The 12811-nt window shown below is 73.0% G+C and carries 14 protein-coding genes; 8 read left to right on the top strand and 6 right to left on the bottom strand.

The window, feature by feature from the left end:
- Positions 1 to 34 precede the first annotated feature (34 nt).
- The 7 genes from ACFPLC_RS31745 (at position 35) to ACFPLC_RS31715 (ending at position 6266) form a co-directional block, all read left to right on the top strand.
- The gene (locus tag ACFPLC_RS31745) at positions 35 to 418 is read left to right on the top strand and encodes a hypothetical protein (protein WP_378192379.1); all 384 of its coding nucleotides are present in this window, start codon (positions 35 to 37) and stop codon (positions 416 to 418) included.
- Positions 411 to 1955 (top strand): multicopper oxidase family protein, encoded by a 1545-nt coding sequence (locus tag ACFPLC_RS31740; RefSeq protein WP_378192380.1) that lies wholly within the window; start codon positions 411 to 413, stop codon positions 1953 to 1955. The genes ACFPLC_RS31745 and ACFPLC_RS31740 overlap by 8 nt, the downstream gene beginning before the upstream one ends.
- 235 nt (positions 1956 to 2190) lie before the next feature.
- Positions 2191 to 3042 carry a geranyl diphosphate 2-C-methyltransferase gene (locus ACFPLC_RS31735; RefSeq protein WP_378192382.1) on the top strand — a complete coding sequence of 284 codons (852 nt, stop codon included), beginning with the start codon at positions 2191 to 2193 and terminating at the stop codon, positions 3040 to 3042.
- Positions 3043 to 3052: 10 nt separating this feature from the next.
- Positions 3053 to 4159 carry a family 2 encapsulin nanocompartment cargo protein terpene cyclase gene (locus ACFPLC_RS31730; protein WP_378192384.1) on the top strand — a complete coding sequence of 369 codons (1107 nt, stop codon included), beginning with the start codon at positions 3053 to 3055 and terminating at the stop codon, positions 4157 to 4159.
- A 14-nt stretch (positions 4160 to 4173) separates the two neighbouring features.
- Positions 4174 to 5592, top strand: a complete 1419-nt coding sequence (locus tag ACFPLC_RS31725) for a family 2B encapsulin nanocompartment shell protein (protein WP_378235988.1) — start codon at positions 4174 to 4176, stop codon at positions 5590 to 5592.
- The gene (locus ACFPLC_RS31720; protein WP_191316156.1) at positions 5592 to 5774 is read left to right on the top strand and encodes a hypothetical protein; all 183 of its coding nucleotides are present in this window, start codon (positions 5592 to 5594) and stop codon (positions 5772 to 5774) included. The genes ACFPLC_RS31725 and ACFPLC_RS31720 overlap by 1 nt, the downstream gene beginning before the upstream one ends.
- Positions 5775 to 5912: 138 nt before the next feature.
- Positions 5913 to 6266, top strand: coding sequence for a VOC family protein (locus ACFPLC_RS31715; RefSeq protein ID WP_378206470.1), 354 nt, complete (start codon positions 5913 to 5915; stop codon positions 6264 to 6266).
- 217 nt (positions 6267 to 6483) lie between these two features.
- Here the strand turns inward: ACFPLC_RS31715 and ACFPLC_RS31710 are convergent, their stop codons facing one another.
- Genes ACFPLC_RS31710 through ACFPLC_RS31685 form a run of 6 tightly spaced genes read right to left on the bottom strand, consistent with a single transcriptional unit; the run spans position 6484 to position 11766 of the window.
- Positions 6484 to 7485 (bottom strand): proline racemase family protein, encoded by a 1002-nt coding sequence (locus tag ACFPLC_RS31710; protein WP_378206473.1) that lies wholly within the window; start codon positions 7483 to 7485, stop codon positions 6484 to 6486.
- Positions 7486 to 8397 (bottom strand): dihydrodipicolinate synthase family protein, encoded by a 912-nt coding sequence (locus ACFPLC_RS31705; RefSeq protein ID WP_378206476.1) that lies wholly within the window; start codon positions 8395 to 8397, stop codon positions 7486 to 7488.
- Positions 8394 to 9677 (bottom strand): FAD/NAD(P)-dependent oxidoreductase, encoded by a 1284-nt coding sequence (locus ACFPLC_RS31700; protein WP_378206478.1) that lies wholly within the window; start codon positions 9675 to 9677, stop codon positions 8394 to 8396. Before ACFPLC_RS31700 ends, ACFPLC_RS31705 begins: the two co-directional genes overlap by 4 nt.
- Positions 9674 to 9937, bottom strand: a complete 264-nt coding sequence (locus ACFPLC_RS31695) for a (2Fe-2S)-binding protein (RefSeq protein ID WP_378206481.1) — start codon at positions 9935 to 9937, stop codon at positions 9674 to 9676. Before ACFPLC_RS31695 ends, ACFPLC_RS31700 begins: the two co-directional genes overlap by 4 nt.
- Positions 9934 to 11100 (bottom strand): NAD(P)/FAD-dependent oxidoreductase, encoded by a 1167-nt coding sequence (locus ACFPLC_RS31690; RefSeq protein WP_378206484.1) that lies wholly within the window; start codon positions 11098 to 11100, stop codon positions 9934 to 9936. The genes ACFPLC_RS31695 and ACFPLC_RS31690 overlap by 4 nt, the downstream gene beginning before the upstream one ends.
- A 51-nt stretch (positions 11101 to 11151) precedes the next feature.
- A complete protein-coding gene (locus ACFPLC_RS31685; protein WP_378206487.1) occupies positions 11152 to 11766 on the bottom strand; it encodes a helix-turn-helix domain-containing protein in 615 nt (204 codons plus the stop codon).
- A 64-nt stretch (positions 11767 to 11830) separates the two neighbouring features.
- Here ACFPLC_RS31685 and ACFPLC_RS31680 point away from each other — a divergent pair, with 64 nt between their 5' ends.
- Complete coding sequence (locus tag ACFPLC_RS31680; RefSeq protein ID WP_378206490.1) at positions 11831 to 12808, top strand: methyltransferase; 978 nt, start codon at positions 11831 to 11833, stop codon at positions 12806 to 12808.
- Positions 12809 to 12811 lie beyond the last annotated feature (3 nt).

The following is a 12811-nucleotide window of genomic DNA, read 5'->3' as shown; positions in this document are numbered from 1 at the left end:
AGACATGATGACTTCGCGGTCATAGCTTCGGATTGTGGAAAGAACCGGGAAAACGAGCTGGACCCTGCGGGTCGTGGCGGGCGCGCACCTGGTGGCGATCACCGGCCAGCCGGTGTTCGCCGGGGTGTACCTCAGCGGCGGCTACGACGGCCTGCGGCTGCACGCGACCGGCGCCGACGTCGTCACGTCCCTCGGCTACGTGCAGCTGATCGTCGCGATCGTGGTCTGGGTCCGGCTGCGGCGGGCGTGGCCGTTCCTCGCCACGGCGGCGGTGGTGGCCGCGGAGACGGTCCAGTACTTCGCCGGGCTGGACGGCGCTCTGTGGCTGCACCTGCCGCTGGGCGTGCTGACCGTCGCCGGGCTCGCCGCGCTGGTCGTCGCGCTGTGGCGGCGTCCCCTGGAGGTCGTCGATGCGTGAGCTGAGCCGTCGCCAGGCGCTGCGGCTCGGCGGTGCCTTCGGCCTGCTGACCGTCGCCGGCATCTCCACCGCGGCCGCGCTGTCGCGGCGTCCCGCGGTCACCGGCGCCGAACTCCGCAGCGCCGTGCCGCTGCCACCGCCGTTCCGGGTGCCGCTGCCGTTGCCCCGGGTGCTGCCACCGGTGGCACCCGGGCGCTACGAAATCACCCAGCGCGTCGCGGAAATCGAGATCCTGCCCGGGATCCGCACGCCGATGTGGACCTACGGCGGCACCTTCCCGGGCCCGACGATCGAGTCGCGCCGCGGCCGGCCGATCACCGTGACCCACCGCAACGAGCTGCCCGTGCCGACCGTGGTGCACCTGCACGGCGGGCGGACGCCGGCGGACTCCGACGGCTACCCGACCGATCTGGTGCTGCCCGCGGGCTGGACGGCGGGGCACCACGCCATGCCCGATCCGCGGGCCGTGCGGACGCACCTCACCCGCAGCTACACCTTCCCGCTCGACCAGCGGCCGGCGTTGCTCTGGTACCACGACCACCGGATGGATTTCACGGCTCCGGCGCTCTGGCGCGGTCTCGCGGGGCTGCACATCGTGCGCGACGACGCCGAAGAAGCGCTCGGCCTTCCCTCGGGGGCACGGGAACTGCCGCTGCTGATCACCGACCGCGCGTTCGCCGCCGACGGCAGCCTCGACTACCCGTCGGTGGACGGCACGCTGCGGGAGCGGCCGGGCGTGCGGGAGAGCTTCCTGGGCGGCGTGCTCGGCGACGTGCTCCTGGTCAACGGCGCGCCGTGGCCGGTGCACGAGGTCGACGCGGCCCGGTACCGGCTGCGGATCCTCAACGCGTCCAACGCCCGCCACTACGAACTCGAGGCCGTCGCCGACGACGGGCGGCGGCTCCCGCTCGTCCAGATCGGCGCGGACCAGGGGCTGCTCGCCGCGCCCGTCACCCAGGCGACCCTGCCGATCGGGCCGGCGGAACGCTACGACGTCGTCGTCGACTTCGCGGACGTCCCGGTCGGCGGCCGCGTCCGCCTGCTCAACCGGCTGGGGTCCAGGCGCACCGCCGAGGTGATGGCCTTCCGGGTCGCCCGCCGCGCCCGGGACGACAGCCGGGTACCCGCGGTGCTGTCGACGGATCTGCCGACCTGGGACCGGCCGGTCCGGGTCCGCGACTTCTCCTTCCGCGCCGGGCAACTGGACCACGGGCGCGGCTGGGTGATCGACGGGCGGCCGTTCGACCCGGCCCGCACGGACGTCACGGTCGCCCTCGGCGACGTCGAGGTGTGGCGGCTGGTCGCCGACGTCCACCACCCGGTGCACCTGCACCTGGCCGGGTTTCGCGTACTCTCGCGCGGCGGGCGGCCGCCGCTGCCGCACGACGCCGGGCTCAAGGACACCGTCTCGCTGCGCCCGGGCGAAGCGGCGGAGATCATCACCCGCTTCGACGGCTACCGCGGGCGGTACCTCTTCCACTGCCACAACGCCGAACACGAAGACCGGGGCATGATGGCGAACCTCGAAATCACCTGACACGCGCTGTCGCGTTTCGTCACCCGGTCGTGGCGGGCCTGGTCTCGAACGAGGGGTGGCAGCGCCGTGCGCGCCACCTCTGAGCTGGGCGTCGTTGAGCCGGACGGGCAACGAAGATCCAGCCCGAGTGAAGCTTCTTGTCCCTGAGAAACCCCCGCCACTAGCGTTTCCTCCCAGGGGGCAGCCGCCGAGCGGATCCCCTTGCCTGCCAAGGAAACGACGAGGAGTGCCATCGATGACCGCTCTCGAGAAGCCCGTGACCCGGACCGCTTACCAGCAGTCGGTCGCCGACTACTGGAACGCGGAGAAGGATCCGGTGAACCTCCGGCTGGGCGACGTCGACGGGCTCTACCACCACCACTACGGGCTCGGCGACTACGACCCGGCCGTGCTCGAAACCCCGGCCGACCGGCGCGACGAGGCGATCATCGCGGAGATGCACCGGCTCGAGACCGCGCAGGCGGACGTCCTGCTCGACCACCTCGGCCCGATCAAGCCGGAAGACCGGCTGCTCGACGCCGGCTGCGGCCGCGGCGGCACGAGCGTCATGGCCCACCTGCGGTTCGGCTGCCAGGTCGACGGCATTTCCATTTCGGAGCAGCAGGTCGGGTTCGCCAACGCGCACGTGCGGCAGCGCGGGATCGACGGCTCGGTGCGCTACCACCTGAAGAACATGCTCGACACCGGCTTCGAATCCGGGACGTTCCAAGGCATCTGGAACAACGAGAGCACGATGTACGTGGACCTGAACGAGCTGTTCGCCGAGCACGCGCGGCAGCTCAAGCCCGGCGGCCGGTACGTGACGATCACCGGGTGCTACAACGACGTCACCGGCGGCCGGTCGCGCGCGGTGAGCCAGATCGACCAGCACTACATCTGCAACATCCACGCGCGCGGCGACTACTTCAAGGCCATGGCGGCCAACGGGTTCGTGCCGATCAACGTCGTCGACCTGACCGCGGCGACGATTCCCTACTGGGAGCTGCGGGAGAAGTCGTCGGTCGCCACCGGCGTCGAAAAGCCGTTCCTGACCGCCTACCGCGAAGGCAGTTTCCACTACCTGCTGATCGCCGCCGACCGCGTCTGAGGCGGGCGCGGTGACCGGGGAGAGCACCAGTTGTCCACAGTGGACCGTCGGCGGGCTGCCGGCGGCGCCGTTCGGGCTCGGGACGTCGGCGGCGCGGATCGCGACCCAGTTCGCGCCGTCGGCCGGGCAAGACCCGGCGTACGCGTACCTGCCGTGGGGTGACGGCAGCGCGTCGCCGCTGTACTGCCCGGTCCAGGGCCGCGTCGACGACGGCCTGGCCGCCGAGGTCGACCGGTGGCTGGTCGCCTGGGCGGCGGACTGCGGGTTCACCGGCAAGGGCCTGGAGCAGATCGCCGGCGCCGGGTTCGGCCGGCTGGCGATGCTCGCCCACACCGACTGCGACGACCCGGACCGGTTGCTGGTCGCGGCGCAGCTCAACGCGGTCTGGTGGGCGGCCGACGACTACTACGCCGACGACAGCACGCTCGGCGCGGCCCCCACCGAGCTCCCGCCGCGGCTGGCGCTGGTGATGGCGGCGATGGACCCGGTCGCCCCGGCCGGGGAGTTCTCGGATCCGCTGGACGAGGCGTTGCGCAGCGACCCGATCCTCGTCGGGCTGCACTCGGGGATCGACCACCTGGGCCGCCACGGCTCGCCGGTGCTCGTGCAGCGGGTCTGCTACGCCACGTTCTCGATGTTCGTCAGCTGGGACGCCTACGCGGCGTGGCGCCACACCGGGCGGTATCCCCCGGCGTGGGAATACCTGGCGGCTCGCCAGCACGACAGCTTCTACACGTCGATGACGCTCGTCGACGCCGTGGGCGGCTACGAGCTGGCCGCGCCGTTCTATTACGACCCGCGCGTGCGTGAGGCGATGATGCGGGCCGGGACGGCGTCGGTGCTGGTCAACGACCTGCACTCGGTCGCCAAGGACGCGGCCGACGAGAAACCGGTCTGCAACATGGTGCTGCAGATCGCGGCCGACCGGGACTGCTCGGTCGAGGAGGCGGTGGAGGCCACCGTCGCGCTGCACAACAAGATCGTCCACGAGTTCGAGGACGGCCACCGCGCGCTGCTGGCCGTGCCGTCGCCGGAGCTGCAGCGCTTCCTCGTGGGTGTCCGTTCCTGGATGGGCGGCGGCTTCACCTGGCACGCCACCAATCCCCGCTACCAGTGATTGGGGTTTTCGTTGTGACTGTCACCGACCCGGTGGGATCCGAGCAGGTGGAATCCGAGCTGGCGCCGTCGAGCCTGAGCCGGGCGGCGGCCCGGACCCTGGCCACGACGACCAAGTCCGTCCCGCAGATGCAGGGCATCTCCTCCCGCTGGCTGCTCAAGCTCCTGCCCTGGGTCGAAGTCTCCGGCGGTGCCTACCGCGTCAACCGCCGCCTCTCCTACGCCGTCGGCGACGGACGCGTCACCTTCACCACCACCGGCGCCCACGTCCGCGTCATCCCCCCGGAGCTGGGCGAACTGGCCCCCCTGCGCGGCTACGACGACGAAGACGTCCTCACCGAACTCGCCGACCGGTTCACCCAACGCGAATACGCCCCCGGCGACACCCTCGTCGAATTCGGCTCCCCCGCCGACGAAGTCTTCCTCCTCGCCCACGGCAAGATCACCAAGGTCGGCACCGGCGCCTACGGCGACCAAGTCGTCCTCGGCACCCTCGCCGACGGCGACCACTTCGGCGAAACCACCCTCACCCAGAACGACGGCATCTGGGAATTCACCGCCAAAGCCGTCACCACCTGCACCGTCCTGTCCCTCCCCCGCGCCGCCTTCGACGACGTCCTCGCCCGCTCCGAAACCCTCCAAACCCACCTCACCGGCTACCGCGCCCGCGGCGCCGCCGCCAGCAACGACCACGGCGAAGCCGAAATCTCCCTCGCCTCCGGCCACGACGGCGAACCCGTCCTTCCCGGCACCTTCGTCGACTACGAAGCCCGCCCCCGCGAATACGAACTCTCCGTCGCCCAAACCGTGCTCCGCGTCCACTCCCGCGTCGCCGACCTCTACAACCAGCCCATGAACCAGATCGAACAACAACTCCGGCTGACGGTGGAGGCGTTGCGGGAACGGCAGGAACACGAACTGGTCAACAACCCCGACTTCGGGCTCCTGCACAACGCCGACTTCGCCCAGCGCATCCCCACCCGCACCGGCCCACCCACCCCCGACGACCTCGACGCCCTGCTCACCCTCGTCTGGAAAGACCCCAGCTTCTTCCTCGCCCACCCCACCACCATCGCCGCCTTCGGCCGCGAATGCACCAAAGCCGGCATCTACCCCGCCAGCGTCGACCTCGCCGGCCACCAAGTCCCCTCCTGGCACGGCATCCCCATCCTCCCCTGCAACAAAATCCCCGTCACCGAAACCCGCACCAGCTCCATCCTGCTCATGCGCACCGGAGAACAAGCCCAAGGCGTCGTCGGACTCCACCAAACCGGACTCCCCGACGAATACCAACCCGGACTCAACGTCCGCTTCATGGGCATCAACGAACAAGCCATCATCTCCTACCTCGTCTCCGCCTACTACTCCGCCGCCGTCCTCGTCCCCGACGCCCTCGCCGTCCTCGAAAGCGCCGAGATCGGCCGGGAGGGATGATGCCCGAGCCCGTGACCCCGCCCCGCCCGCCCGACGCACCCGGCCGGCCGCCGGCGTTGCCCGCCTCGGCGTTCGGGCCGACCGGGCTCGGCACGGCCGCCGCCCGGATCGTGCCGCGAACCGGCGGCGCCCGCCCGCCCGAACCCCCGCGCCGTCCGAGCGCCACCGAAAACGCGCACTGAACCCCGGACACGGTTTTTGCCGTGAGTGAGAAACAGGGTTAGAACACTGTTTCTCACTCACGACGGCGTTGGGTGCGGTGCCGGAGCGGCCCGCGTGTCAGCCGCCCCACCGGTGCCCCGGCTGGCAGGATCGGGCGCATGGAACGTGTGCTCGGCATCGGTGGGTACTTCATCCGCGCCACCGACCCCGCCGCCCTGGCCGCCTGGTACCGCGACTGCCTCGGGCTCGACACCGACGAAAACGGCCTCTGGCAGCAGGAACCCGGGCCCACCGTCTTCGCGCCGTTCGAGGCCGGGACCGGCTACTTCGGCTCCGAGACCCAGCAGACCATGCTCAACTTCCGGGTCCGCGACCTCGACGCCATGCTCGGGCAGCTCCGCGCCCGCGGCGCGGACGTCGCCGACGAGGTGCAGGACATGGCCGGGGTCGGGCGCTTCGGCTGGGTCACCGATCCCGAAGGCCACCGGATCGAGCTCTGGCAGCCCGCCTAGTGTCGCGCGTCGCAAGCTCTTCGCCGTCCGGGCCGATGCGCCCCAATGTGGCCTTCGGTGCGTTGAATGACGCAGCGGCGCGAAGCGCCTCCGTTGAGGGTGGCGGTGGGGGCATGGGAGGAGCACCGAAGGCCGCCTTGGGTGCGTCAGACGCAACCAAGGCCACATTGGGGCGGTTGAGCCGGGGCCGCGGTCAACGAATCTCGGACGCGCGACACTAGAGCACGAACCCCGCCGGGAACGGGTCGTCCGGGTCGAGCAGGTACGTCGCCGTGCCGGTGATCCACGCCCGGCCGGAGAACTCCGGCACCACCGCCGGCACGCCGCCCACCTCGGTCTCGGCGACCAGCTCACCGGTGAACGTCGTGCCGATGAACGAAGAGTTCTCGAACGGCGTGTGCAGCGGCAGCTCACCGCGGGCGTGCAGCTGGGCCATCCGGGCGGACGTCCCGGTGCCGCACGGCGACCGGTCGAACCAGCCCGGGTGGATCGCCATCGCGTTCCGCGACGCCCGCGCGTCCGACCCCGGCGCCAGGAACTGGACGTGCTTGCACCCGCCGATCAGCGGGTCCTCCGGGTGCTTCGGCGGCCGCTGCTCGTTGATCGCGCCCATGATCGCCAGCCCCGCGGCCAGGATCCGGTCCTTCTCCGCCCGGTCGAACGGGATGTCCACGGAGGACAGATCCAAGATCGCGTAGAAGTTTCCGCCGTACGCGAGGTCGTAGCGGACCGAACCCAGGCCCGGCACGGAAACCTCGGCGTCGCGCTCGGCGAGGAACGACGCCACATTGCGCAGCTTGACCCGGGTCGCGCGCCCGTCCCGGACCGACACCTCCGCGTGCACCAGCCCGGCCGGGGTGTCCAGGCGGACCACCGTCGTCGGCTCGGTCACCTCCACCATGCCCGTCTCCACGAGCACCGTCGCCACGCCGATCGTGCCGTGGCCGCACATCGGCAGGCAGCCGGACACCTCGATGTACACCACGCCCCAGTCGGCGTCCTCGCGGCAGGGCGGCTGCAGGATCGCGCCGCTCATCGCCGCATGGCCGCGCGGTTCGTTCATCAGGAACTGCCGCAGGTGGTCCAGGTGCGCCATGAAGTGGCGGCGGCGCTCGGCCATCGTGGCACCGGGGATCGGGGCCACCCCGCCGGTCACCACCCGGGTCGGCATGCCCTCGGTGTGCGAGTCGACCGCCGTGATCGCGCGCGACGCCCGCATCTACGCCACCCCCAGCGCCGCGAGCGCGCGGCCCATGTCGGCGCGGACCTGCTCGCGGTGGACGTCCGAAAGCGGGCCCCGCGGCGGGCGGCACGGCCCGCCGCGGCGGCCGACCATGTCCATCCCGAGCTTGATGGCCTGGACGAACTCGGTGCGCGAGTCCCAGCGGAACGCGGCCACCAGCGGTTCGTACAGCGCCCTGGCCTCCTCGAGCTTGCCCGCCGTGGCGAGCTCGTACAGCCGCGCCGACTCGGCCGGGAACACGTTGGGGAACCCGGCGAACCACCCGGTCGCGCCCATCAGCAGGCTCTCCAGGACGACGTCGTCGGCGCCGGAGATCACGGCCAGGCCGGGTGCGCGCTCGCGGATCTCCAGCACGCGGCGGACGTCACCGGAGAACTCCTTGACGGCCACGACGTTGTCGATCTGCGCGATCTCGGCCAGCAGGTCCGGCGTGAGGTCGACCTTCGTGTCGAACGGGTTGTTGTAGACCATCACCGGCAGGCCTGCCGACGCCACCGCCTCGAAGTGGGCGAGCACCTCGCCGCGGTTGGCGCGGTAGAGCGTCGGCGGCAGGCAGAGCACGCCGTGCGCCCCGTCCTCGGCCGCCGCCTCGGCCCAGTACCGCGCCTGGTGCGCGCCGGGGCCGTGCACGCCGACGACGACGATCCCGTCCGTGCCGACGGCCTCGATCGCGGTGCGGGCGACGCGGCGGCGTTCGTCGTCGGTGAGCGAGGAGTACTCGCCGAGAGAACCGTTCGGGCCGACCCCGCGGCAGCCGTTCGCGACGAGCCACCGGCAGTGCTCGGCGTAGGCGTCGTAGTCGACGGCCAGCCCGGCCGGCGCGGTGTCGTCGGCCCGGTAGGGCAACGCGGCGGCGACGACCACGCCCCCGAGGTCGCGGGTGGTCATGGGAGCTCCTTCGGTTCGGCGAGCTCGCCCAGGCGGATCGGCTGGGCGATCGGACGGTGGTGGCGTTCGGCACCGCCGCAGAGGTCCGCGACGGCGAGGCCGCACATCCGGCCCTGGCACGGGCCGAGCCCGGCGCGGGTGCCGAGCTTGAGCGCGTGCGGGCCGGGTGCGGCCGGGTCCGCGGTGGCGGTCTTCAGGTCGCCGTAGCTGGTTTCCTCGCACCGGCAGACGACCGTGTCTTCGCGCAGCCAGCCGGGCCACGCCGCGCCAATCGGGTGGGCGGCGGCCAGGCGGCGGGCGAAGGCACGGGCGTGGTCGCGCCGTTCGAGCAGGGCACGGCCCGGCGTCCTCCCGGCGGCGGCCTGCCCGGCGACCGCGCCTTCCGCCGCGGCGGCGACCGAGCCGCCGATCCCGGTGAGCTCCCCCGCGGCGAACACGCCGGCGACGCTGGTGCGCTGGTCGTCGCCGACCCGGACGAACCCGCCGTCGAGGGCGCAGCCGGCCGCCACGGCCAGTTCGGGCTGCGGCACGAAGCCGTGCCCCACGCAGAGCGCGTCGATCGCGTAGGTGCGTTCGGTGCCGGGGACGACCGACCAGTCCGCGCGCACGCGAGCGGTGACGGCTTCGCGGACCCGGTCGCCACCGCGGGCCTCGATCACCGCCCGGCCCATGCGGTACGGGACGCGGTGCCGGGCCAGCGTGCCGGCGTGACGAACCAGTTCGGTCATCTTGCCGAGGTGGGCGGCCGCCCGCCACGACCATCCTTTGAGGACGGTTTGGGCCGGGTTCGCCTCCAGGACGCCGAGAACTTCGGCTCCGACGTCCACCAGGGATTCGGCGACCGGCAGCAGGAACGGCCCGGCCCCGGCGACGAGCACCCGCCGCCCGACGGCGACCCGCTCCCCCTTGGCCAGTGCCTGCGCGGCGCCCGCGGTGAACACGCCGGGCAGCTGCCAGCCGGGGAACGGCAGGACGCGGTCGTGCGCGCCGGTGGCCAGGACCAGCGCGCCGGGTTCGAGGGTGCGGCGACGGCGGTGCGTCCCGTCGGCCGGGCCGCGCAGGACGTGCACCCGCCGGCCTTCCACCGCCCAGACGGTGCTTTCCGGCCACCACTCGCACCGGCTCAGGAGTGCTTCGAGCCGGTGCGCGGCGCCCCGGTGGAACTGGCCGCCCGGCGCGTCGGCCTGGTCGAGGACGGTGACGTCGGCCCCGGCGGCGAGCGCGTGCTCGGCGGCCGCGAGCCCGGCGGGCCCGGCACCGACGATGACGACGTGCGTCACGCGCGCTCCTCCCGTGTCTGGGTCCGGATTTCGTCGCCGTCGGCGGCGCGGCGGCGGCAGGCCCGCACGTCGGCGACGCCGTTGACGGTGAGCAGGCAGTCGAAGCAGGCACCGATCCCGCAGAAGACCCCGCGCGGCGCACCGGACCGCGTGGTCCGCCAGGACAGCCACCCGGCAGCGAGCAGCACGCCGGCGACGGTCTGCCCGGCGAGCCCGGTGACGGTCTGGCCGTCGACGGTGATTTCGATCGGCTCGCTCACGCCAGCACCGCCGGACGGTCCACGGTGAACTCCGCCACCGGCATCGACGGGGTCGCGCCCGTCAGCAACTCGCGCAGCAGAAGAGCCGTTCCGACGCTCAAGCCGATGCCCGCCCCTTCGTGTCCGGTCGCGTGCCACAGCCCGGCGAGCCTCGGGTCCTCGCCCAGCACCGGCAGGTGGTCGTCCACGTACGGCCGGAAGCCGCCGTAGGCGCGCATCACCGCGGCGTCGGCCAGAGCCGGGAAGAGCCGGACCGCCTTGGCCGCGATCGCGCCCAGCACGTCCGGGCGGATCGTGTCGTCGAAGCCCACGCGGCGGCGCGACGAGCCGATCAGCACCGTGCCGCCCCAGGTCGACTCCACCACCGCCGACGTCTGCAGCTCGCCGCTGCCCGTGCCGACCGCGCCGACGTAGTCCGCGTCGTACACCTTGTGCCGCACCACGCCCGGCATCGGCGTGGTCACCAGGACCTCGCCGCGGCGGGGCCGGACCGCGATCGGCGCGCCCAGCCGGGCCGACACCGGCCCCGACCAGGGGCCCGCGGCGTTCACCACCACGTCCGCCTCGACCACTTCGCCGGCCACGCGGACCCCGGTGATCCGGCCGTCCCGGACCCGGGCGCCGGTGACCTCGGCGCCGGTGCGCAGCCGGGCGCCGTGGCGCAGCGCCGAACCCAGCAGGGCCAGCGCGGCGCCCGCCGGCTGCACCTGGGCGTCCTCCGGGTAGCGGACGGCGGCGGTCACCTCGCGGGTCAGCGCGGGTTCGGCCGCCGCGACGTCCGCCGCGGAGAGCCGCTCGGTGCGCACGCCCGCGGTGCGTTGCGCCTCGGCGAACGCGACGAGCGCGTCGGCTCCGGCCTCGGTGGTGGCCACGACGATGCCGCCCTTCGGGTCGAACTCCGTCGCGGCGGCCGCCCGCGGGTCGTCTTCGGCGATCTCGGCCACCAGCCGCGGCCAAAGCCGGGCGGACAGCTGCGCGAGCGCGAGCTCGGCGCCCGGCCCCTTGTCGGAGACGAGCAGGTTGCCTTCCCCGTGCGAAGTGGTGCCGCCCGCGGGACGGCCGCGGTCGAGGACCAGGACGTCGAACCCCGCCAGGGCGAGTTCCCGGGCGCACGCCGCACCGACGATCCCGGCGCCGATCACCACCACCCGCGTTCGGTTCATCGACCCTCCACCGTTCGGTATAGCGAACGATAGGTCGCCGCTTGGGTCCCGTCAATCCGCCAGGACGGGGTGCGGCTCGCCCTCGAGCCGTTCGCCCGCGCGGTACTGCAGCAGGAGCACCGACTGCACGGGGCCGTCCGGGGCGGTGTACCGGTGCGGCTCGCGGGCGTCGAAGGCGACGTAGTCGCCGGGCCCGAGCTCCACGGTCCGGCCGGCCACCTCGACGCACAGCCGGCCGGCCTGAACGACGGTGTGCTCGACGCCGACGTGCCCCTGCGAGCGCTGCGGCGCGTCCCCGCGGACGAGCTGGTCGTAGACCTCGAAGACGCTGTTCTCGGCTTCGATCCGGCGCAGGGGCCGCAGGTCGACGCCCTCGCCGCGGAGGACTTCGACCTCGGCGGCCCGCACCACGGTCAGCCCTCCGCGCGGCCGGTGGTCGAGCAGGTCGGAGATGGCGACCTCGAGGACCCGCGACAGGCTGAACACGGTCTCGATGGTCGGGTTGCCGGTGCCGCCTTCGAGCTGCGACAGCGTCGCCTTGCCGATGCCCGAGCGCCGGGACAGCTCGGACAGCGACAGGCCGCGTGCCGCCCGCGCCGCGCGGAGGTTGACCGCCAGCATGTCGCGGATCGACGGACCACCGTCATCGTTCGGTAAAGCGTCCATCAGCGACGCCTTTCGTTCGGTTTGCCGATCGCCATGATGCCACGCTCTCGCTAATCTCGACCGGGTGAAGCAGTCGATCCTCGCGCTGGCCGACCTGGCCACGCCCATGGCCGTCCGGGTGGCGGCGACACTCGGTCTCGCGGAGCACGGAGAAGCGACGGCCGCCGAGCTCGCCGCCGCCACGGGCGCGTCCGCGCCGGCGTTGACCTGTCTGCTGGACCACCTCGTCACGGCCGGGGTCTTCGCGTGCGACGCGGAGTCCGGCCGCTACCGGCCCACCGAGCTGGGCGCGCAGCTGCGCACGGACGGCGCCATGCTGCTGCTCGACATCCACGCCGCGGGCGGCCGCGCGGAGCTGGCGTTCGCCGACCTCCTGGGCACGATCACCACCGGCAGGCCGGCCTACGAGCAGCGGTACGGCCGGGACTTCTGGGCCGACATCGACGCCGAACCCCGGCTGCGGCGGACGTTCGACGCCCAGATGAACTGGCGGTTCCGGGTGCAGGCGCCGCAGATCGCCGCGCGGTTCGGCTGGGGGCGGTTTCCCCGGATCGTCGACGTCGGCGGCGGGGACGGCGTCGTGCTCGCGGAGATCCTGCGCGCGCACCCGGCGGTGCGCGGCGAGGTGCTGGACCTGGCCCCGTCGGCGGCCGCAGCGGCGGCCCGGTTCGCGGCGGACGGGCTCGGCGACCGGGCGAGCGCGGTGGCCGGCAGCTTCTTCGATCCGTTGCCACCGGGAGCGGACGCGTACGTGCTGTCCGACATCCTCCACGACTGGGACGACGAGCACGCCCGCACCATCTTGACCGGCTGCCGCCGCGCGGCGGGCGCGCACGGCACGGTGGTGGTGATCGAGCCCCTGCGCCGGGCCGCGGGCACGGCGATGGACCTGTTCATGCTGATGTGCTTCGGCGGCCGCGAGCGAACGGCGGCCGAGCTGACCGCCCTGGCGCAGGAGTGCGGCCTGGCCCTGCGCGACACGACGGAGGTGGCCGAGGGCCGCACGGCCCTGGAGTTCGGCACAGCCCCCGCACCCACCTGACCG

Source organism: Amycolatopsis plumensis (genome assembly GCF_042652605.1).
GTDB lineage: Bacteria > Actinomycetota > Actinomycetes > Mycobacteriales > Pseudonocardiaceae > Amycolatopsis > Amycolatopsis plumensis.
The sequence above is the reverse complement of the archived record's forward strand: the minus strand, read 5'-3'. Positions and strand labels throughout refer to the sequence as shown.